16 protein-coding genes are annotated in these 22,438 nt (G+C 43.2%); 15 read left to right on the top strand and 1 reads right to left on the bottom strand.

Translation table 11 applies throughout. The annotated features are described in order from the left end of the window. Positions 1-128 precede the first annotated feature (128 nt). From AEQ18_RS08385 to queA, 10 genes are all read left to right on the top strand, one after another. A complete protein-coding gene (locus AEQ18_RS08385) occupies positions 129-1,472 on the top strand; it encodes an alpha-L-fucosidase (protein ID WP_054115880.1) in 1,344 nt (447 codons plus the stop codon). 190 nt (positions 1,473-1,662) lie between these two features. Continuing rightward, positions 1,663-2,601, top strand: a complete 939-nt coding sequence (locus AEQ18_RS08390; RefSeq protein WP_396174006.1) for an ABC transporter permease — start codon at positions 1,663-1,665, stop codon at positions 2,599-2,601. A gap of 11 nt (positions 2,602-2,612) precedes the next feature. After that, positions 2,613-3,527, top strand: coding sequence for a carbohydrate ABC transporter permease (locus AEQ18_RS08395; protein ID WP_054115882.1), 915 nt, complete (start codon positions 2,613-2,615; stop codon positions 3,525-3,527). Between the two features lie 58 nt (positions 3,528-3,585). Next, the gene (locus AEQ18_RS08400; protein WP_054115981.1) at positions 3,586-5,214 is read left to right on the top strand and encodes an extracellular solute-binding protein; all 1,629 of its coding nucleotides are present in this window, start codon (positions 3,586-3,588) and stop codon (positions 5,212-5,214) included. Between the two features lie 67 nt (positions 5,215-5,281). After that, positions 5,282-8,296, top strand: coding sequence for an alpha-mannosidase (locus AEQ18_RS08405; RefSeq protein WP_054115883.1), 3,015 nt, complete (start codon positions 5,282-5,284; stop codon positions 8,294-8,296). Between the two features lie 9 nt (positions 8,297-8,305). Next, positions 8,306-10,501, top strand: a complete 2,196-nt coding sequence (locus AEQ18_RS08410) for a glycoside hydrolase family 3 N-terminal domain-containing protein (RefSeq protein WP_054115884.1) — start codon at positions 8,306-8,308, stop codon at positions 10,499-10,501. Positions 10,502-10,520: 19 nt separating this feature from the next. Further along, positions 10,521-11,900, top strand: a complete 1,380-nt coding sequence (locus AEQ18_RS08415) for a glycoside hydrolase family 1 protein (RefSeq protein WP_054115885.1) — start codon at positions 10,521-10,523, stop codon at positions 11,898-11,900. Positions 11,901-11,988: 88 nt separating this feature from the next. Continuing rightward, positions 11,989-13,752 carry a glycoside hydrolase family 35 protein gene (locus tag AEQ18_RS08420; RefSeq protein ID WP_054115886.1) on the top strand — a complete coding sequence of 588 codons (1,764 nt, stop codon included), beginning with the start codon at positions 11,989-11,991 and terminating at the stop codon, positions 13,750-13,752. Between the two features lie 21 nt (positions 13,753-13,773). Next, positions 13,774-15,159 carry an alpha-L-fucosidase gene (locus tag AEQ18_RS08425; protein ID WP_054115887.1) on the top strand — a complete coding sequence of 462 codons (1,386 nt, stop codon included), beginning with the start codon at positions 13,774-13,776 and terminating at the stop codon, positions 15,157-15,159. A gap of 75 nt (positions 15,160-15,234) precedes the next feature. Beyond that, positions 15,235-16,266 carry a tRNA preQ1(34) S-adenosylmethionine ribosyltransferase-isomerase QueA gene (gene queA, locus AEQ18_RS08430; RefSeq protein ID WP_054115888.1) on the top strand — a complete coding sequence of 344 codons (1,032 nt, stop codon included), beginning with the start codon at positions 15,235-15,237 and terminating at the stop codon, positions 16,264-16,266. A 435-nt stretch (positions 16,267-16,701) separates the two neighbouring features. Here queA and AEQ18_RS08435 read toward each other — a convergent pair whose 3' ends face one another. Next, positions 16,702-17,409, bottom strand: coding sequence for a DUF975 family protein (locus AEQ18_RS08435; protein WP_054115889.1), 708 nt, complete (start codon positions 17,407-17,409; stop codon positions 16,702-16,704). A gap of 197 nt (positions 17,410-17,606) precedes the next feature. Here AEQ18_RS08435 and tgt point away from each other — a divergent pair, with 197 nt between their 5' ends. The 5 genes from tgt (at position 17,607) to AEQ18_RS08460 (ending at position 22,369) form a co-directional block, all read left to right on the top strand. Continuing rightward, on the top strand, positions 17,607-18,752 hold the full coding sequence (tgt, locus tag AEQ18_RS08440; protein ID WP_054115890.1) for a tRNA guanosine(34) transglycosylase Tgt: 1,146 nt from the start codon (positions 17,607-17,609) through the stop codon (positions 18,750-18,752). An 82-nt stretch (positions 18,753-18,834) separates the two neighbouring features. Next, on the top strand, positions 18,835-19,182 hold the full coding sequence (gene yajC / locus AEQ18_RS08445; protein WP_054115891.1) for a preprotein translocase subunit YajC: 348 nt from the start codon (positions 18,835-18,837) through the stop codon (positions 19,180-19,182). 158 nt (positions 19,183-19,340) lie between these two features. Further along, entirely contained in the window at positions 19,341-20,060 is a 720-nt protein-coding gene (locus AEQ18_RS08450; RefSeq protein WP_054115892.1) for a GntR family transcriptional regulator, LSA1692 subfamily, read from the top strand. A gap of 12 nt (positions 20,061-20,072) precedes the next feature. Continuing rightward, positions 20,073-21,437: a Sapep family Mn(2+)-dependent dipeptidase gene (locus AEQ18_RS08455; protein WP_082348628.1), complete on the top strand. Its 1,365-nt coding sequence runs from the start codon at positions 20,073-20,075 to the stop codon at positions 21,435-21,437. After that, on the top strand, positions 21,422-22,369 hold the full coding sequence (locus tag AEQ18_RS08460; protein ID WP_054115893.1) for a N(4)-(beta-N-acetylglucosaminyl)-L-asparaginase: 948 nt from the start codon (positions 21,422-21,424) through the stop codon (positions 22,367-22,369). The genes AEQ18_RS08455 and AEQ18_RS08460 overlap by 16 nt, the downstream gene beginning before the upstream one ends. Positions 22,370-22,438 lie beyond the last annotated feature (69 nt).

Consider the following 22,438-nt stretch of genomic DNA (forward strand, 5'->3'; position numbering starts at 1 on the left):
GGACGGGCCACATTTTTTGTGCAGCTCTGATGATGACGCTTTCTACATAAGGGCAAAATAGAATTACATATTGTCTGATCGGTCAAACTTCGTTAGTTTTTTTGTTAGACAGAGGGGAGGCAAAACACATGAAAGAAGTTCGTGGCGACATTGAAGAAGCAAAAACAAATAGTTGGGCAGACCAGCAGCAGTATCCAGAAAGTCAGATGTTGCAAGAGCGTCTAGACTGGTTTCAGGATTTAAAGTTTGGGGTGATCTTTCATTATGGGTTATATGCACAAGCAGGAATCGTAGAGTCTTGGCAATTATCAGAAGAAGATCTCTGGGCGAGAGAAGGTCGTGCATTTCGAGAGGATTTCCAACAATTGCAATTGGACTATTGGCAGTTGATCAGTCAGTTTGATCCTACAAAACTCGATACAGAGCATTGGGCTGAGGTATGTAAGGCCGCAGGATTCAAATATTGTATTTTCACAACAAAACACCATGATGGGTTTAATTTGTTCAATACCTTAGAGACAGAATTTAAAATTGGTGGGAAGTTGAGTCCATTCAAAAGAGATATTTTGCAAGAAGTCTTTACATCTTTTCGCAAAGCAGGTCTAGGTATTGGCGCTTATTATTCAAAAGCAGATTGGTATTCTCCTTTTTATTGGTTAGATGATGGTACTAAAAAAGGCCGAAGAGCCAGTTACGATCCGGAAGAACGGCCAGATATCTGGGCAAGATATGTTGCCTTCGTGCATCGTCAAATACAAGAAATCACCACACAATATGGAGAAGTGGACTTGTTATGGCTAGATGGTGGATGGTGTGGTCAAGGAAAAGAAGACCTGCAAATGGATCGATTAGCTGAAATAGCAAGAGAAAACCAACCAGAATTGATCATTGTCGATCGGATGATGGGTGGGCGTCATGAAAATTATGTGACACCAGAAAGAAAAATTCCCAATGAAGATGAGATTCCAGATAAAGTATGGGAAAGCAACATTCCTATTGGTAACGATTGGGGATATGTACCTTCAGATACGTTCAAGTCTAGTCAAGTATTGATTGAAACATTGATTGATGTTGTGAGCAAAGGTGGGAACTTAATCTTGGGTGTGGGACCAACACCAGAAGGCACTTTTACAGAAGAAGAAACGGCTATACTAGCAGACATTGGTGCTTGGTTAGACCAGTACGGGGAAGGGATCTACGAGACAAGAAGCAAGAGAAAAAGTAAACAGAACCAGTGGTGGTTTACCTATCATAAAGCACAGCAAATGCATTACGCCTTTTGCAGTGTGCGTGACTTGAATGAAGAGAAGATTTATTTAGATGAGATCAATGCTGAAAAAGCGCAAGTCATTGATTTGGCCACAAATCGTGTATTGTCGGTCTGCAGTGAAAATGGCCGAAGCTATATTTCCAAGACAACGATTCGCATACCAAGTGTGGGTGCTATTGGTTTGAAAGTAGTCAATACGTAAAAGAATTGCTCGATTTTTTCTAGGATGTGGGATGTGTATTTTTTGCGATTTCAAAACAGAATGTTGATATATCAAGTTTCTTAACCATAGATGCCTGTCATACTTAGCGAAAATACATATTGCGATGTAAGCGAATTCATTTAAGAATTGAATCATGAGCGAAGGAGGAGTTTCAATGGAAGCAGCAAGTATGAGTAAAAGTCAGCCGAAGTCATCTAGTCGACTGGACAATATAAAAATAAGGATCAGAAAAAGCAAGCAGCTGTATTTATTTGTTTTACCAGCATTTCTCATTATTTTGATTTTTTCCTATGGACCAATGTATGGAGTGATCATTGCATTTAAGGATTATATGCCTTCCTTAGGTATTCTAGGCAGCCCTTGGGTCGGATTCAAACATTTCCAACGTTTCTTTGACTCTTACTACTTTTGGGATCTCATCAAGAATACAGTCGGGATCAGCGTGTACTCCCTAGTTGTCGGATTTCCGTTGCCGATTATCTTAGCTTTGGCACTCAATGAGGTCAAGGATGGTCCTTTTAAAAAAATTACGCAAACTGTTACCTATGCCCCTAATTTTATTGCGGTGGTTGTTATGGTGGGGATGGTGATTGCGTTTCTATCTCCTTCAACAGGGATTATCAATCACTTTCTTGAATTGATTGGCATGGAGCGGATCAATTTTATGACAGACCCGAAATGGTTCAAAACGATTTATGTCTTATCTGGGGTTTGGCAAGGAACAGGTTGGGGTTCAGTGATCTATTTAGCCGCCCTTTCTGGCGTTGATACGCAGTTGCATGAAGCGGCGACAATTGATGGGGCATCTAGGATCCAGCGGGTTTGGTATATCAATGTACCGACGATCATGCCAACAATGGTTATTTTGTTGATCATGAGTTTTGGCAGCATCATGTCTGTCGGATTTGAGAAAATTATTCTGATGCAAAATCCATTAAATATGGAATCATCAAATGTTATCTCAACATTCGTTTATCAGCAAGGGTTATTGGATGCGCAGTATAGTTTTGCCGCAGCTGTCGGGTTGTTCAATTCACTGATCAACTCCGCGTTGTTGATCTTGGTCAATGCAGTTGCAAAACGTTTAAGTGATTCTAGTTTGTTATAGGAGGTGAGAACATGCAGACGAGTTTGATTAAAGAAACACGAGGCGACAAATTATTTCTAGGGTTTGTTTACTTCTTTTTATTCTTGGCTTTAGTGGTCGTTTTATATCCATTGATTTATATCGTCAGTGCATCGATCTCAAATCCCCATATGGTCAATTCTGGGGAAATGTGGCTATTGCCAAAAGGGATCACGCTGGAAGGCTACAAAACATTGTTAGGCAATAACAGTATTTGGCGAGGGTATGCCAATACGATCTATTATACCGTCTTAGGGACATCGATCAATCTGATCGTCACGCTTCCTTGTGCTTATGCCTTATCAAGAGATGATTTTTATGGACGCAGGGCGTTTACGAATTTTATGATTGTCACCATGTTTCTTTCTGGCGGCTTGATTCCAAGTTATTTGTTGATCAGAAGTCTGGGTATGTTGAATACTGTTTGGGCGTTAGTGATTCCGGGGGCAGTCTCTGTGTACAATGTCGTTGTCACGCGTACTTTCTTTCAGTCAACGATTCCTAGGGAAATGGAAGAAGCAGCAATCGTAGACGGATGTTCAGATTTTCGTTTGTTCATGCAGATCGTCCTACCGTTATCCACACCGATCATTGCTGTTATGGCTTTGTTTTATGGCGTTGGTCATTGGAACAGCTTCTTCAGCGCATTGATTTACTTATCTGATAAATCTATGTATCCATTGCAAATGGTCTTGAGAGAAATCTTGATTTTACAAGATATGTCATCCAACACAGTGGGCAGCAATGTGACCGCTGAAGTAGCAAATATGCTCTACAGCAAGCAACAATTAGCAGCAGTAATAAAATATGGGGTGATGATCGTTTCATCACTACCAGTTATTATGGTGTATCCTTTCTTACAAAAATATTTTGTAAAAGGAATGATGGTCGGTTCAATTAAAGGTTGATTCATTTTATAAGGAGGAAGAACAATTGGAAAAAAAGAAAATCGTACGTTTGCTGGGAATGTTTGTATGCGGCACATTGTTAATGAGCGCTTGCGGGGATAGCAGCGCGAATAGTGATGCTGCTAGTGGGGAAAATGGCTCTAGCGTCAAGATCAACCATGATAGTCAGTTTCCAATCATTGAAGAAGGGGAAGAACTAACATTAAATATCATGGCACCTGGCGTGGGCATGGCAGAATGGGAAGACATGCCCACGTTACAAGACTATCAAGAATTGACGGGGATAGATTTGACCTATACGACCCCACCGTCAGCTGATTTCAGTACCAAGTTGAACTTGGCATTTGCCTCAGGCGATTTACCAGATATCGTATACGGTGCCGGCTCAAATGCACTGACGTCTTCAATGGAAATCGATTATGGCTCACAAGGTATCTTAGTCGCCTTGGAAGATTACATTACACCTGAAATTATGCCTAATCTATACGCACTTACACAAGAAGATCCTTCTATCTTGAAATCGATCACCACACCGGATGGCCATATCTATTCTTTACCAATGATTTCTCGGAATTCAACATCGATTTGGTGGCAAGGACCTATGTGGTATAACGGCACATGGCTAGACAACTTAGGCGTAGAGGAATTACCGACCTCAACTGATGAACTGTATGACTTATTGACACGATTCAAGAACGATGATCCGAATGGCAATGGCGCAGCAGATGAAATTCCGTTGACTGATGTGGACATGAATTCAACAAGGGTATGGCTTATGGCAGCTTTTGGTGTTTTGACTAGAGGCATCCAAGTGAATGATGATGTGGTCTCTTATACACCGATTTCCGAAAACTATAAGGCTTACCTTGCGTTTATGAACAAGCTATATGATGAAGGACTGTTGGATGCTGAAGTCTATGGTCAATCTGATGAGCAGAAGAAAGCCAAAGGGCAAAATGATCAATTGGGCTTGTTTGCTGATTATTTCAGTTTCTTCACGACTGGACGTACAGAAACAGAAGCCATGAATGATCCGATGTTCCAACCATTGACGTCTGAATGGTCGACATCTGCGGTGATTCCTGGTAGTCCAAGACTTTCACGGGGCGCTTTTGCGGTCACAAATGTCAATCCTTCACCAGAAGCATCGATGAGATGGGTGGACTACTTCTATTCAGTAGAAGGGTCGAAATACATTGAACAAGGTCCTGAAGGTGTGTTCTGGGAGTATGCAGAAAATGCGAACGGAGACCAAGTGCGTGTCTATGCTGAAGGCGTTGATTTAGACAAAACGGAAGACGAGCGAGGAAAAATCACACCTGCCTATGGCTTAACGACACCAAATATCGTTGTAGACACAACAGATGAGTATGCGATCCTTGTGAATCCAGATGATGAAGTCGACAATGCTTTTGGTGACTGGGTAGCACAAGAAACAGAAGACAAAATGAATGATATTGCTGTCGTGCCATTCCCGTTATTGTACCTGACAGTAGAGGAAAATGACCAAGTGGCGGCAACTGCAACAGACTTAAGTACGTATATCGAACAGATGGAAGCCAAATTTATCACCGGTGTAGAACCTTTAAGCAATTGGGATAAATTTGTATCCACTGTTGAGTCGATGGGCATTGAAGATTATGTGGCGGTCTATCAAACAGCATATGATCGTTGGCTAGCGAACTAATAAAGTGAAGAAGCGGGCGAGGACAATCGTTGTCAAGTCCGCTTTTTTTAGTACAGGAAGTGGAAAAATGACAAATTTTGAGTTTGAACGTATTCAAAAAATCTTGATCAAATTAAAAAGTTTTCGAATCAAAGAACAACCTATCGCTATTCCTGTTGACATGCAAACATCAGAAGGATGGCAGCCCTATGCGCAGGGCACTTTTTTCGGCAGCAAAAATCAATATTATACTTTTAAAGGACGCATCCATATACCAGCGGACTGGCAGGAACAGACAGTGGCTATCCGTATCTATACTTCGTTGAACGAATGGGATAACACCACCAATCCGCAAATGAAAGTATATTTGAATGAATCTTTTGTACAAGCCATCGATGTCAATCATCGCGAAGTGCTGTTGGATTCCTGGGATGAACGGGGAATGGATTTCCGGCTAGAATTATTTTCTGGAAGGGAAGAGAAACAATTTCCTCTTTATCTGCAATTGATTGCTATTGACCCAGATGTAGAAAAAACAGGGATGGATTTTACAACATTGTTTGAAACATGGCGGGCAATCCGTAAGTTTGGCGGTGAAGAAAGATTTTATCAACAGCATCTAAGTACCGCTGCTAACATCTTGGATTTCCGCAGTCCTTACAGTGAACGTTTTTATCATAGTTTGACGTTAGCGCAAACAGAATTAGCGAAATGCTATCAGGAAGAAAACGTCACAACAGAAAAAGTAACGGCCATTGGCCATACCCATATTGACTTGGCCTGGCTATGGACGGTTCAGCAAGCCATCGAGAAAGGGGAACGCAGTTTTCAAACAGTGTTGAAGTTGATGGACGAATTCCCAGACTATACTTTTTTGCAAAGTCAGCCGCAAATGTATCAATTTATCAAAGAGCAATACCCAGAGCTGTACCAAGCAATCAAGGAAAAGATCCAATCAGGACGTTGGGAAGTAGAAGGTGCGATGTGGGTCGAAGCCGATTGTAATTTAACCTCGGGTGAATCCCTTGTAAGACAATTGCTTTATGGCAAACGATTCATTAAACAAGAGTTTGGCATCGACAGTCAAATGTTGTGGCTGCCCGATGTATTTGGCTATTCTGCCGCTTTGCCGCAATTATTAAAGAAAACCAATACACCTTACTTTATGACTACGAAGTTATCGTGGAATCAATACAACCAGATTCCCTACGATTCATTCTATTGGCAAGGCATTGATGGCAGTCAAGTCTTGACCCATTTTATTACGACAATCAGCGAAGGGTATAGTCCAACCCCTTATTACACCACCTACAATGGATTGTTAGACCCATATACGATCAAAGGCAGCTTTGCACGCTACCAGCAAAAAGAAATTCATGATGAGATCATGATTGCCTATGGGTATGGTGATGGCGGCGGTGGTCCTACCAGAAATATGTTGGAATGTCAGAAACGCCTGCAAAAACCATTGCCGAGTATGCCAACGATTACTGGGGATAAAGCCGTGGCTTATTTCCAACGGCTGGCACAAACTTTCAAGGCGGCAGCAGCACCTGTTTGGTATGGAGAATTGTACTTTGAGTATCATAGAGGTACCTTGACCTCCATTGGTAAAAATAAAAGAAACAATCGTCAAGGGGAAAATATGATGCAGACCTTGGAAAAACTCTATACACTTCACGGGTTTGATCACTATCCAAGAAAGACATTGGAGAAAATGTGGAAGTTACTGTTGCTGAACCAATTTCATGATATTCTTCCAGGAAGCTCGATAGAAGAAGTCTATCAGCAAACAGATCAAGACTATGCATGGCTGAAAGCAGAAGGACAAGCAATGATCAAGCAATTGATCCCAGAAGATCCTGCACAAAAAGATGTCTTTACGGTGTTCAATGGTCTGGGCATTCAGAGAACGATGCACGTGCAATTACCTGTTTCAGCGCAAACTGCTATAGGGATGCCTTCTCAAAGGACACATGATGGCCAGTTGATCGTCCAAGTGCCGCAAGCAGATAGTCTATCCTTTACACCAATCAGATTACAGGCTGCAGAAAGCGTGCAATCTGTACGTACTTTGCCACAACGTTTTGAAACAACCGATTTTGTAGTCATATTTAATGCACAGTTTGAGATCGTGTCATTATTTGACAAAAAACACCAAAGAGACGTATTGCCAAAAGGGGAGGTCATGAATCAGCTGGTTGCATACGAAGACTTGCCGATGAACTATGATGCGTGGGATATTGATCCGTATTATGTGCAAAAATCATACCAAGTAGCACAAATCAGCGAGGCTGTAATTGTGGAACAAGGACCGATTCGAGATAGCATCAAACTTGTTCGTCCTTTTGAACAATCAAAGATCACACAATTTATTCACTTCTATCATGGTACAGGCAGAATCGATTTTGACACCACCGTTGATTGGCATCAACACCATGTTCTTTTGAAAGCGCAACTGCCGATAGCTGTGAATACCTTAGAAGCGACTTTCGATATTCAGTTTGGCAATGTAAAACGTGCAATCCATCAAAATACTTCTTGGGACGTTGCTCGTTTTGAGAGTTGTGGCCAGAAGTGGGTTGACTTGTCGGAAGATGACTATGGGGTCAGTGTCTTGACCGATTCAAAATATGGATTTAATACAGCCTTTCAAAAAATAGGCATTTCCTTGATCAAATCTGCTACTGATCCATATCCAGAAGCCGACCAAGGCCATCATGAATTTACGTACGCCCTCTATGTCCATGAAGGAGATTGGAAGAAAGGACATACCATGGAACAAGCACTAGATTTGAATGTGCCTGCCATTTCTCTCCCAGCAACCATGATAGCGTCTGATGCCTTTTTCAACGTACCACAAGAGAATATTCTTTTAGATACCATCAAAAAAGCCGAAGATGAAGAAGCCGTGATCATTCGCTTATATGAATATTATAACCGGCGTACACAGGCTGTGATAGAAAGTCAGCAACTCATTCAACGGGCTGTTTTGTGCAATTTATTAGAAGAAAACGAGGAAGAGCTACACGTGGAAGCAAATCAAATCCATGTTGCTTTCGCGCCTTATGAAGTGCAAACGATAAAAATATTTTTTGAATAGGAGAAGCAAATGATCGATGCATTGCTCAAACAAATGACGCTCCAAGAAAAAGTTGGACAACTGAATCAACGCCTCTATGGATGGCAAGTGTATGAGAAGGTGAATGGGCAAATCGTTTTGACAGATTACTTCAAAGAGGAAGTGAAACGATTTGGATCGATCGGTTGGATTTATGGTGTGTTTCGAGCGGATCCTTGGTCTGGCAGGAATCATACCACTGGGTTGTGTCTGGAAGAAGCAAAAGAAGTGTCTCAGCTGATCCAGTCTTATTTAAAGGCCAATACCCGTTTACAAATTCCAGCGTTTCTTGTAGAGGAGTGTCCTCATGGACATCAAGCCCTTTATTCAACGACCACACCTGTCAACTTCAGTGTCGGCGCAAGTTGGAATCCGACACTCTATGAAGAGGTCCAAAAAATCGTTGCAGCAGAATTACGTGAAAAGGGGGCTCACGTTGGCCTAGTTTCTGCATTGGATGTGACGAGAGACCCCAGATGGGGAAGGACAGAAGAGTGCTTTAGCGAGGATCCATTTCTTACCAGTTGCTTCGCAAAAGCGGCAGTGACCGGTTTACAAGGGGATTTTGGTGCCGAAAATGTTATAGCTGTGTTGAAGCACTTGGCTGCTCAAGGAGCCTGTATGGGTGGGCACAACGCCGGACCAGTAAGCATAGGTGATCGAGAACTACGAGAAATCCATTTTCCCCCAATGGTGGCAGGTGTTGCTGCAGGAGCCGCTGGTTTTATGGCCGCCTACAATGATTTAGATGGAATACCCTGCCACACGAATAAGTATTTACTGCAAAGCATTTTGCGTGAGGAACAGCAATTCAAGGGGATCGTGATGGCAGACGGTTGTGCGCTAGATCGTTTAACTGATCGTCTGCCACCTGTAGAAGCAGCTGCGCTAGCCTTGTCCAGGGGAATCGATGTCAGCTTATGGGATAATGTGTATCCTTTGCTTGAAGAAGCGGTCGATCAAGGACTGGTCACTATGGACGTTCTAGATCAAGCAGTCCGCCGTGTATTGTCATTAAAAGAAAAGTTAGGATTATTTGCGCATGCTGTATCAACAAGTACGAGTGCCAAAACAAACAAAAAAAACAGTGTCTTGCAACTTGCTACAGAGTCCATTGTCCTGTTAAAAAATCAGCAGCAAGTTTTGCCGATCCCAAAAGATCGACCACAAAAAATAGCCCTGATCGGCCCACATATCAAAAATATCTACCATCTTTTAGGGGATTACACACCGTTCAAATCAGCCGCTGAGTGTGTGACTATTTGTCAAGGGATGGAGAGGTATCAAACCGAATCTCTCACGATCAAAGCGGCAGAAGGATGCGGTATCACACAAGGCAATGCGCAATGGCTGCAAGAAGCGATGGCCATCGCCAAATCCTCAGATACGATCATCGTGACGATGGGTGGATCGAGTATTCGTGATTTTAGGACAGTTTTTGATGATAACGGCGCAGCACGCCAAGGATCACACGATATGACAAGTGGAGAGAATATCGACTTGGCCCATTTAAACATCCCGACATGCCAATTGGCATTGATTAAAGCGTTAGCCACATTAGGCAAACCGATGATTGGTCTGATGATTTCCGGTCGCCCACATTTGATTGAGCCAATCGAATCGTATTTTACGAGTATTCTTTATTGTGGATATCCTGGCCAATATGGAGGGGAAGCAATCAGTAGACTAATTTTTGGTGATGACACACCAAGTGGCCATCTTGCTGTGTCTATCCCAAGTACGGAAGGCCAGTTGCCTGTGTATTATAATTATCGCAAGCAAGCGTTTCAAGAGGATTATTTAGATGAAAGCGGTCGGCCTAAATATTCATTTGGGTATGGATTGACCTATGGCGCAGTTGCCTCTGTTATTACTTCTGTTAGACTATTTGATGGTTGCATTGAAATAGAGGGAGAAACAGAAAATCCGTCTGCAATGAATGGCAGTACAACGATCCAAGTATATCTCAAGGATTATACAACGGATGTCATACCACGAGTCAAAGCACTGTGCGGGTTTACTAAATCAATGATTCCAGCCCAAGGATCAAAAACATTTTCATTGCGGATCCCCTTGTCTTCCCTTTTACAAGGCAGTCTATTAACGGAAACACCAGAATTCACATTACAAGTCGAAGCCGAGAATACTATTATTTTTTGTGAGAAGTTCAACGTCAAAACGGCATGACGCAAAAGGAGAGAAACAAATGTATACATTCCCCAAAAATTTCTTATGGGGCGCAGCAGCCTCAGCGCCACAAACAGAAGGTGCAGCAAATGTAGATGGAAAAAGCCCGTCTACCTGGGACAAATGGTTTGAGATGGAGCCAGAGTTATTTTTCGATGGCGTGGGGCCTGAACATACGTCGAATACCTATCATCAATACAAAGAAGATGTAGCGAATATGAAAGCGATGGGGATGAATTCTTTTCGTACCTCGATTGCTTGGACACGCTTGTTGCCTGATGGTCAGACATTAAATCCCAAAGCTCTTCGTTTTTATCGTGATTATTTTCAAGAAATGATCGACAATGGCGTGGAACCCATCGTTAATTTATTTCACTTCGATATGCCATGGTGGCTGATGGAAAAAGGTGGATGGGAAGCAAGGGAATCGACAGACCATTTTGCCTTCTATGCCAAAACAGCTTTTGAATGCTTTGGGGACATTGTCAAAAAATGGGCGACATTCAATGAGCCGCTGGTACATATCGAATGCGGCTATATGGGTGATGCCCACTGGCCGAAAGTGCAAGATTTTAAGCGTGCGATCCAAGTGGCTTACCATACTTTGCTGGCCCATGCAAAGGCGGTCAAAGCATACCGCAACAATCCTTACAATGATGGGCAAATTTCGATTATCTTGAATCTCTCTCCTGTCTATCCAAAAAGTCAGAATAAAGAAGATGTTGAAGCTGCGAGATGGGCTGACTTGCTGTATATTCGCAGCTTTCTGGACTGCGCGGTCAAAGGGACTTTTCCAGCTGAACTTGTGGAAATCTTGAAAGAGGCGCATTTATCTCCTGAAACGGACATAAGTGATCACGAGATATTCAGAGAAAATACGGTCGATTTCGTTGGCTGCAACTACTATCAGCCGTTACGTGTGCAAGCCCCACAAAGTCCGCATCGACCAATCACAGGTCCTAGAGATTTGTTCCGGGGATATGATTGGCCAGAGAAACGAATCAATCCCCACCGTGGCTGGGAAATTTATCCGCAAGGTATTTATGATATTGCGATGCGTTTGAAAGAAAGCTATCACAATATTCCATGGTTTATTTCCGAGAATGGGATGGGGGTGTCTGAAGAGGAACGATATATGGATGCGCACGGCATCATTCAGGATACGTATCGCATAGACTTTGTGTCAGACCACCTTAAAGCGCTGCATCAAGCCATCGAAGAAGGTTCGCCTTGTTTTGGTTATCATATGTGGACATTCACGGATTGCTGGAGTTGGTTGAATGCGTACAAGAACCGCTATGGCTATTACCGTCTTGATTTGACCAACGGTTATGCACGGACACCGAAAGAAATCAGTTTTTGGATGGCAGATGTCATCGCACACAATGGATTTGATTGACCTATAAAGTAAAACAACCTTGAGAAGTCACTATGCATTCTCAAGGTTGTTTTAAAATGTACACATGTGGAAAGAGAGGGAAGCGCAAATGAAATTTGACATCAAAGAAGAATTTTATATAGATGATCAACCGATTCGTTTGATATCTGGGGCCGTACATTATTACCGTCTGGCGCCTTCAGAATGGCAGATGACGTTGCAAAATTTAGTGGCATTGGGTGCGAATTGTGTAGAAACCTATGTACCTTGGAACCTGCATGAACCTAAGAAAGGCGCCTTTTGTTTTACAGGGATCGCAGACATCACCTCATTTTTGACGATGGCGCAAGATCTAGGGCTATATATTATTTTAAGACCATCGCCTTATATCTGTGCGGAATGGGATTTTGGCGGCTTGCCGGCTTGGTTGTTGGCAGATGATAGTATGCGGATTCGTTCGCAGCATGCTGGCTACTTGAAAGCCATCGAAGCCTATTATGCCGTTTTGCTGCCCAAGTTGGTTCCCTATCAATTGACCAAAGGCGGTAAGCTATTGATGGTTCAAGTGGAAAACGAATACGGTTCTTTTGGGACAGATCAACAATATTTGTCATGGCTAGCGGGGGTGCTGGCAACTTATTTCGATGTGCCTTTGTTCACGTCTGATGGGGGTGTTGAGAAATTACTTGAAGGGGGAACCTCGTCAGATAACCAAATTCTTGCGACAGTCAACTTTGGATCAGATGCGTCGGGCCAATTTGCAGCACTTAGGGCGTATCAACACAGACGGGGAATCGATCGACCTTTGATGTGCATGGAATTTTGGGATGGCTGGTTCAGTAATTGGGGCAAGCCAATCATTCGCAGAGACGCAACGGAAACAGCAGCGGAAGTCCGAAAAACCTTGAAACAAGGCAGTATCAACTTGTACATGTTTCGTGGCGGGACCAATTTTGGTTTTTATAATGGCTGTTCAGACGCAGGGGACATCAACGATCCACAAATCACTTCCTATGATTATGATGCTCTCCTTACTGAATGGGGTACACCAACTGAAAAATACGATGCGATCCAAAAAGTCATCCAAGAAGAAGTGTCGAGTGCGGACACTAAAGCACCTATTTTACCCAATATAGTTGCCTTTGACACACAGCCAGTACATGATGCGGTCAGCTTGTTTTCAGTCATAGATGAGATGTGCGTACCGGTCAGAAACGACTATTCCTTGCCAATGGAAAAATTGGGACAGCAATTCGGCTATCTTCTATATCGCACTGTCCTCAAGAAAACTGCTAGTCATAGTACGCTGAAAATCGTAGAAGGCGGCGATCGTATTCAATGGTACCTTGACCACGAGCGCGTGGCGACGCAATACCAAGAGCAAATAGGTGAAAGCGTGTCGTTACACTTGTCAAAACCATACAGTCAGTTAGATCTACTCGTTGAAAATATGGGAAGAAACAATTACGGCCCCAAACTGATTGCGCCTACCCAGCGAAAAGGAATACGTGGCGGCGTTCTAGATGATAACCAATACCTATCAGATTGGCAGCATTATTCATTAGAGCTATCACCTGAGCAGTTGCAAAAAATCGATTTTGGCAAAGAGACCCTGTCAGGTACGCCTTGTTTTTATAGAATATGGATCCACCTAGATAAACCTGAGAATACCTTCTTGGATTGTCGTACGTTAGGCAAAGGAGTTGTTTTTGTCAATGGTCATCATATTGGACGCTATTGGCAAGGACCGGTGAGACATTTATATGCACCAGCCTATTTTTGGCAGCAAGGAGACAATGAGGTAATTGTTTTTGAGACAGAAGGTATCCAGGTGACGGAGCTGACTTTCAGTCAGACACCTATCATCGAATAAAAAAACTGAAAGGAGCAATTTATGGTATCTGTACAAGAACTATCACAGACTCGTCCATCCAAACGTCAAATCGCCTGGCAAGAAACTGAATTTTACGGCTTCATTCATTTTGGGATGAATACAATGACGAACAAAGAGTGGGGGAATGGTCAGGATTCGTTAGCGCTATTTGATCCGCCATCTGTAGACTGCAGGCAGTGGGTCAAAGGGCTGAAGCAAGGAGGCATGAAGGGACTCATTTTGACGTGCAAGCATCACGATGGATTTTGTCTATGGCCGACACAAACAACCGCCTATTCAGTCAAGAATACCCCTTGGAAAAATGGGCAAGGTGATTTGGTTGCAGAGGTCTCACAGGCATGTGCCGAAGAAAACATGAAATTTGGTATCTATCTATCGCCATGGGATAGGCATGCGCCTGTTTATGGAAGCGGAGAAGCGTACGATGCATTCTACATTGCGCAGCTGACAGAATTATTGACGCATTACGGTGATATATTTGAAGTCTGGTTTGACGGAGCAAATGGTGAGGTTGCAGGCAAACAGCAACGCTATGATTGGCAACGTTACTTTGATTGTGTGCGTCAATTACAGCCGCAAGCAGTCATGGCGGTCTGTGGTCCAGATGTACGCTGGGTTGGCAATGAGGCTGGGCATACACGCGTAGATGAATGGAGCGTGGTGCCAGAAGCTTTATTGTCGGCGGAACGCACGATGGCGGAATCACAAAAAGTGGATGACGGCACCTTTGGCAGAGCAAATTCAGCCCAACAAGATCTAGGCAGCCAAACTGTTTTGGCCGCCTATCAGGGAAAACTCGTTTGGTACCCAGCAGAAGTCAATACATCAATACGTCCTGGTTGGTTTTATCATGCCCACGAAGACCAGGCGCTGCGCAGCAGTGAAGAATTATTTACGATCTATCAGCAGGCGGTCGGCGGCAATAGTACCTTTTTGCTAAATGTGCCGCCCATGCCCAACGGATTGATGGCGCCAAACGATCTGATCGTACTGAATGAATTAGGCGAGAAAATCAATGCATTGAAGAAAGAAAACCATGTGCCAACAGCTACGTGCCAGTTGACCAATCTCATCGTTGATCCAAACACGCAGACGTATCGGTCTGTCCAACCGCAAGAACCAGCACAGTTGCTGTTTGAATGGGCAGAACCAGTCGAACTCAGTGGGGTTTCGCTAAAAGAGGCAATTTCATTTGGCCAACAAATCGAAAGCTATCAGATTTATACAAAAGTGGATGGCCAAGACGAATTGCTGGCAACAGGAAATGCGATTGGGTACCAGCGCATCGTTCGTTTTCCTAAACGTGCGCTTACGTCTCTTGATGTCCGCATCCTGAAGAGTAGAGGAAACTACCATATCGAAGAAGTGCGGACCATTTCTCTTTAATCAGCAGTCTTCTTTTTCTTTTCAACCAAAAACATGCTAAAATAGACGAGCAGATGAAAGGAAGAGAGGAAAGATATGTTAACAACTGAAGATTTTGATTTTGATTTACCAGAAGAATTGATTGCCCAAACCCCATTAAGCGACCGTTCAAGTTCACGTTTGCTTGTCGTAGACCGTGAGACGGGTGGCTTTGAAGATAAGCACTTTTATAACATTATTGATGAATTGAACCCTGGCGATGCGTTGGTCATGAATGATACCCGTGTTTTGCCAGCCCGTATATATGGCGAAAAACAAGAAACAGGCGCACACCTAGAAATTTTGCTGCTGAACAACATTGAAGGGGACAGCTGGGAGACGTTGATCAAGCCAGCCAAAAGAGCCAAAGTCGGTACCAAAATTACTTTTGGAGATGGGCGTCTGGAGGCAGTCGTTGAGGAAGAATTGGATCATGGCGGACGTATCATTCGCTTTAGTTATGAGGGGATTTTCCTAGAGATTTTAGAATCATTAGGAGAGATGCCGTTACCGCCTTATATCAAAGAACGTTTGGAAGATCCTGATCGCTATCAAACTGTGTATGCGAAAGAGAATGGTTCAGCTGCTGCACCCACAGCCGGTCTGCATTTTACCCCTGAACTGTTGGCAGAGATCGCAGCCAAAGGTGTAAAACTCGTGTATTTGACCCTGCATGTTGGGTTGGGCACGTTTCGACCTGTGAGCGTGGACAATATTGCGGATCATGAGATGCATAGCGAATTTTATCGTTTGACGGAAGAATCGGCGTCGCAGTTGAATGACGTACGCAGCAAAGGCGGGAAAATCGTCGCAGTAGGGACAACCTCTATTCGTACCTTAGAAACGATCGGGACCAAATTTGACGGCGAAATCAAAGCCGATAGTGGGTGGACGAGTATCTTTATCACCCCAGGGTATGAATTCAAAGTCGTACAAGCTTTTTCAACCAATTTCCATTTACCAAAATCTACATTGGTTATGTTGGTCAGTGCGTTTGCTGGACGTGATTTGACTTTAGCAGCTTATCAACATGCCATCGATGAACGCTACCGCTTCTTTAGTTTTGGCGATGCGATGTTCTTGAAATAAACAAATAAACTGAGCGACAATTGCGGTTCTTAAGTTGATGATTTCTCAACTTTAGAACTGCTTTTTTGTCGCCCAGCTTCATACTTGAGGAAGGTATAAGTGGTGGTCGCTTTTGATGTTACATGCAAAGCAATGGTTCGAAAATTTGTTTCATTTACAACTTTACACATGTTTCGTGTATTCTGATACAAAATGAGACGTATCATTTGTCGATATGGAAATGTTCGATCTTTGTTACGTGGTTCTTCTTGTTACTTTACACGTTTGATACTAGGTGAAACTTGTACGTTCAACAACTTTTTGTAGATTGAGTTTGCGTTTATTACGTAACCACCATCAGAGTTGCTACCTTCCTTACACTCATAATATACCATGGTTAGGAAACGCTTGCAAATGGTTTGCTTGCCAAAGAAAAAAGACCGTTGTGACGGTCTTTTAAGCGAGTGCTTGTTTTGGCAGATTTTCATAGAATGCCGCCTTTGTGGCGCTTATATAAGGTGTCAACCATAAATAGCCAATCCCCAATGTAAACAGCGCCAATATATGCCAACCAATGAAACTCAAATCAAGCAAGAACAATTTTCCTTTATAGCCATTCATCAAGTGACGACTGCCAGTGATACAGCTGAGGAAATCTGGACGCATGCCAGTTTGTTCATACGTATCGTAATAAACAAAATAGGCTTGTGAGTATGCATACGCCTTGATGATGCCCGGAATGATGAACAAGAAAGTCCATAACGTTGTAAAAATAGTTGTTAAAATGAAAATGACAATAATACCTAGGACAAATGCGCCGTTGAAGCCGCGAAAAACATCAGAAAATGGATTGATCTCTGTGCGTTTGCCACGAAGAATATCCAAAAATGTCCAAGAAATCCCTGCACCAAAGAGTGCCGCAAACAACCCGTTGATCAGACCACCGCCACCATTACCTGTAGAACTCGCTGTTTCCACCGTAGACGCGTCTATAGAGCCGTTGCTATTCATTAGTGCCATCAGCGGAATAACAGCTACAACAACCAGCACAGCAGTGATGGCGATGGCAATCAATGTAGGGACTAAGCACATCAATACACTGTCCTTCCATCGGCCTTGCAACATTTGCTTTGCTTCACGTTTTAATTCACCAATCGATTTCACAAAAAAAACCTCCCTTCAATATAAATAACATCATAGCAAACATTCACTAAATCTTCAAAAAAAAGAAGAGATTGATTCGCATTCTTAGGAGAAAATAGGGATAGATTCCTTAAACTTCCTTGCAAATTAACAGCATAGCGCTTATCATAGATAGCGTTGCACAGTAACTTGAGTATATAAAGAAAGTAGGGAAATGAATGACAGAACCAGCCATTCGTTATCGTCTAATCAAAAAAGAAAAACACACCGGTGCACGCTTGGGAGAATTGATCACCCCTCACGGCACATTCCCAACCCCGATGTTTATGCCTGTTGGCACTTTGGCAACCGTCAAAACATTGGCACCAGAAGAATTAAAAGAGATGGGTGCCGGCGTCATTTTAAGCAACACCTATCATTTATGGTTGCGTCCAGGAGAAGACATCGTAGCAGAAGCAGGCGGCTTACATAAATTCATGAATTGGGATCAACCGATTTTGACTGATTCTGGCGGTTTCCAAGTCTTTTCGTTGGCAGATATGCGGAATATCGTAGAAGAAGGCGTCCATTTCAAAAATCATTTGAATGGCTCAAAAATGTTCCTATCACCTGAAAAAGCGATTGATATCCAAAATAAATTGGGCTCAGATATTATGATGAGTTTTGACGAATGCCCCCCATTTGATGAAAGTTATGATTATGTCAAAAAATCAGTTGAACGAACATCACGCTGGGCAGCAAGAGGACTAGAAGCCCATGCCAATCCTGATCGCCAAGGGCTATTTGGGATCATCCAAGGGGCTGGATTTGAAGACTTGCGGAAACAAAGTGCGCAAGATTTGATCAGCATGGATTTCCCAGGTTATTCTATCGGCGGATTATCAGTCGGCGAACCAAAAGCTGAAATGAACCGTGTGTTGGAATTTACTACCCCATGGATTCCAGAAAACAAACCCCGTTACCTCATGGGTGTTGGGGCGGCAGATTCATTGATTGATGGTGTCATACGTGGCGTGGACATGTTCGATTGCGTGTTACCGACACGGATCGCGCGTAATGGGACTTGCATGACCTCTAAAGGTCGCTTGGTCGTGAAAAATGCGCAATATGCCCGTGATTTCCGTCCAATTGATGAAAAATGTGATTGCTATACCTGTAAGAATTATTCACGGGCGTACATTCGTCATTTAATCAAATGTGATGAAACTTTCGGCATGCGTTTGACGTCTTACCACAATGTATACTTCTTGTTGAACTTGATGAAACAAGTCCGTCAAGCGATCATGGATGACAATTTATTAGAGTTTCGACAACATTTTATTGAAGAATATGGATTCAACAAAGAAAACGCAAGGAATTTCTAAACTTTATCGTCAAAACGGTAGGAAAATAAAGTTGATTCTGATAAAGTATTTATAGGAAAGAATAATAATCGAGGTGAAAAAAATGGCACAATCTTTACCAATGATCTTTATGTTGGTTGCTTTAGTGGCAATGTGGTTCTTCATGAGTCGCTCACAAAAGAAACAACAACAAGAACGCAAAAACTTGCTTGAAAATATGAAAGCTGGCGACAGTGTGGTAACAATTGGCGGACTTCATGGCGTGATTTCTGAAATCAACACTGAAAAAAGCACAGTTGTGATCGATTGCGAAGGCATCTTCTTAGAATTTGATCGTTCAGCAATTCGGACGGTTACACCAGGAATGGTGGAATCTTCTGTTGAAACAACGATCGAACCTGCGGATGTTGTTGAAGAAACAACAGATGTTCAAGACGAAACAAAAGAATAATGATGAAGAGGGAATGCCAATGGCATTCCTTTTTTTTATAAACCTCTAGCATAGTATATACTAAATGGTATATACTATTTTTGTGAAGAATAGAAGAAATGATTTCTTATTCAAAATAAGTTGCAAGATATGGGATGCAACAGAAGAAGGTGAAGCAAATGAGTACACAGCCAATCTACCAAGAAATTCAAAACCGGATTTTAGCCAGAATAGATGCGGGGGTCTATCCAGCTGGTCAGAAACTGCCTTCAGACTATGCTTTGGCGGAGATATTCCAATGCAGCCGCCTCACGATCCGAAAAGCGATGGAAGGACTGATTCAGCAGCAACGCATAGTCAAACATCCAGGCAAAGGCAATTATGTCATGCAGTTGGCTAAAATCCAAAGTGGCGCGAATGGATTGCAAAGTTTCTCAGAGCGCGCGCAATTGGAACAGAAAACAGCCCAGACCACTGTCTTGCAGGTAGAAGAATCTACGGCGGTACCAGATAAAATCAAGCAACTATTTTCCGAAACGGAAGACATACCAATGGTTCATCTGGTGCGCCTACGTTCTTTAGATCATGAACCAATGACGCTAGAAAATATTTATCTTCCTAGTCTGCAGTTGTCAGCTGAAAAAGAAACGTTTGATTTTTCAGGCTCACTGTACGAAGCAATCGAAAAAAAACAGCCGATAGGCTATGCACAACAAGAAATTGAAGCAATCAAATGTCCAGCTTCAATCGCGCGCTTACTGTCCATTACAGAAAATGATCCTGTACTTCTGTTGCGTGCGATGACGTATGCTGCGAACGGGATACCGGTCATGTATGAAACCTCCTATTACCGTGGTGATAAATATACATTCAAACAAATCAATAGTCGCAGGACATGAAAGGAGTACAGAATGGATCAATTTGAACATATCATTAAGCAGCAGTGGCCCGCGTTTCTTACTGATTTGCAACGTATCATGCAAGTCCCCAGTGTGAAAGGTGCTGCCACCAAAAATGCCCCTTATGGCACGGGACCTAAACAGGCGTTAGAACAAGTCTTACACTTAGGCCGAGCGTATGGTTTTAAGACAAAAATGATCGATCAAAAGATCGGCTATGTAGAATGGGGCACATCAGACACTGATTATATTGGTGTCTTCGGCCATCTAGATGTCGTCGCAGCAGGGGAGGGATGGTCAGTTCCGCCGTTTGATTTGACGGAAAAAGCGGGTAATTTATATGGTCGCGGGATTTTGGATAACAAAGGGCCAATCATGTGCTGTCTATATGGCTTGAAACTGCTCAAGGAATTAGGTGTGGTGCCAAGCACCAAGATTCGGATTGTGTTTGGCACAGATGAAGAAAGCGGCATGTCCGATATCCCAGCTTATCTTGCCGCGGAACCAGCGCCTAGTTTTGGGTTCACCCCAGATTGCAAATACCCTGTGGTCTACGGCGAACGTGGAATTTTACAAGTAAGACTCTCATTTCCGTTATCCACGCAAGATCGATTACTTTTGGGAACGATTGAAGGGGATCAGTCTCGAGCACATGTTCCAGATCAGCTCAGGGTCACTGTGGCGGAGCGCGTTGTGACAGCGAAAGGCAGACGCGCACCAAGCAATGCGCCTGAATTAGGTGAGAATGCCCTTACGATACTGGCCAAAAAACTCCAACAAGAAGCTGGCCTATCTGAAGCAGCACGTACCACATTTGCATGGATAGCAGAAAAATTTCATGCACAACATACTGGTGAAGGGATTGGTCTTCACACATTCTCTGCCACAGAAGAAGCCTCTTTAGTGACACCAGTCATTTTGCAAAAAACAACTGAAGGCCTTTCTTTGGATGTGAGTGTCAGGTATCCTGTTGCGCGAAAGGAAGCGCAAGTTCTAGCAGCGATCAGAAAGCATCTGCCCAAACAGGCAGAGATCGAAGTGGTGCGAAGCATACCTAGTATTTGTCGCGACAAAGAGAGCCGTGGGGCACGCCTATTATCCGAGGTGTATGGTCAAGTCACAGGTACTTATTTAGCCCCTGTGACCACTACCGGAGCGACATATGCCCGTAAAGTGCCTAACATTCTCGCCTTTGGTCCGTCTTTTCCAGGACAAAAAGGCATTGCACACCGAGAAGATGAATACATGGCTGTAACAGATCTTCAATCAAACGTAAACATCTATATGCATGCAATGGCTGCATTGATCAGGAATGAAAACAACAAAAGGACGCAAGAAGTCCTTATAGGAGGAGAAAATATATGTGGGGAACAATAGCAACTTGGCGTATGGCGCACGATGGGGTTTTAGCAGCAAAAGCCATTTTAGCAGATAACGGGGATTGCAAAGATGCTGTAGAAACAGCTATCTGTAATGTCGAAGACTATCCATACTATAAATCTGTGGGATATGGCGGCTTACCCAATGAGCGAGGAATCGTTGAATTAGATGCGGCATTTATGGACGGCGATACCTTTCAAATCGGTGCTGTTGCAGGCATCACAGATGTGGCCAATCCGATTTCGGTGGCGCGCAAATTAAGTGTCGACACCTTTAACAGCTTTAGAGTCGGACAAGGTGCGACTGAATATGCGATGAATGAAGGGTTTCCTCGCAAGAACATGCTGACACCACGTGCCAAAAAGATCTGGCAAAAACGTTTAGCAGAAATTGCCGACAAGAAATTGAACCCCTATGATGGTCATGATACTGTCTGTGTTGTCGCACTAGACCAAAGTCAACGCATGGCTGTGGGGACTTCCAGCTCAGGTCTCTTTATGAAAAAAGCTGGACGTGTAGGGGACTCTCCGCTGTCAGGATCTGGATTTTATGCAGACAGCACCATCGGCGGTGCGGCAGCCACAGGCTTAGGCGAAGATTTGATGAAAGGATGCTTGTCCTATGAAATCGTTCGATTAATGGGTAACGGGTCGACACCTCAAGAAGCGTGTGATCAAGCAGTCTATCATTTTGATCAGCAGTTGCGGGAACGACTAGGAAAAGCAGCGGCATTTTCGCTGATTGCGATGAACAACCAAGGGGCGTGGGGCGTTGCCACCAATGTGGATTTCACCTTTAGCGTGGCAACTGAACAACAAGCACCTGCAATATTTATGGCTAAACCTGGTCCCAACCAAACCACGACCATCGAACCCATCACACAAGCATGGTTAGATGCCTACGAAGCGAGAATCAAAGCGCCAGTTTAAAATGGGAAGAAGGGTGATTTCAAATAGACGTGGTCGTTTTCTTTATAGAGAAAATAGATCAGCTTTTGT

The sequence above is a fragment of the Enterococcus sp. RIT-PI-f genome (assembly GCF_001297065.1).
Classification (GTDB): domain Bacteria; phylum Bacillota; class Bacilli; order Lactobacillales; family Enterococcaceae; genus Enterococcus_D.

Coding starts and splice junctions, on each gene's coding strand:
- AEQ18_RS08385 (WP_054115880.1), top strand. CDS start 129: ATGAAAGAAGTTCGTGGCGACATTGAAGAAGCAAAAACAAATAGTTGG.
- AEQ18_RS08390 (WP_396174006.1), top strand. CDS start 1,663: ATGAGTAAAAGTCAGCCGAAGTCATCTAGTCGACTGGACAATATAAAA.
- AEQ18_RS08395 (WP_054115882.1), top strand. CDS start 2,613: ATGCAGACGAGTTTGATTAAAGAAACACGAGGCGACAAATTATTTCTA.
- AEQ18_RS08400 (WP_054115981.1), top strand. CDS start 3,586: ATGTTTGTATGCGGCACATTGTTAATGAGCGCTTGCGGGGATAGCAGC.
- AEQ18_RS08405 (WP_054115883.1), top strand. CDS start 5,282: ATGACAAATTTTGAGTTTGAACGTATTCAAAAAATCTTGATCAAATTA.
- AEQ18_RS08410 (WP_054115884.1), top strand. CDS start 8,306: ATGATCGATGCATTGCTCAAACAAATGACGCTCCAAGAAAAAGTTGGA.
- AEQ18_RS08415 (WP_054115885.1), top strand. CDS start 10,521: ATGTATACATTCCCCAAAAATTTCTTATGGGGCGCAGCAGCCTCAGCG.
- AEQ18_RS08420 (WP_054115886.1), top strand. CDS start 11,989: ATGAAATTTGACATCAAAGAAGAATTTTATATAGATGATCAACCGATT.
- AEQ18_RS08425 (WP_054115887.1), top strand. CDS start 13,774: ATGGTATCTGTACAAGAACTATCACAGACTCGTCCATCCAAACGTCAA.
- queA (WP_054115888.1), top strand. CDS start 15,235: ATGTTAACAACTGAAGATTTTGATTTTGATTTACCAGAAGAATTGATT.
- tgt (WP_054115890.1), top strand. CDS start 17,607: ATGACAGAACCAGCCATTCGTTATCGTCTAATCAAAAAAGAAAAACAC.
- yajC (WP_054115891.1), top strand. CDS start 18,835: ATGGCACAATCTTTACCAATGATCTTTATGTTGGTTGCTTTAGTGGCA.
- AEQ18_RS08450 (WP_054115892.1), top strand. CDS start 19,341: ATGAGTACACAGCCAATCTACCAAGAAATTCAAAACCGGATTTTAGCC.
- AEQ18_RS08455 (WP_082348628.1), top strand. CDS start 20,073: ATGGATCAATTTGAACATATCATTAAGCAGCAGTGGCCCGCGTTTCTT.
- AEQ18_RS08460 (WP_054115893.1), top strand. CDS start 21,422: ATGTGGGGAACAATAGCAACTTGGCGTATGGCGCACGATGGGGTTTTA.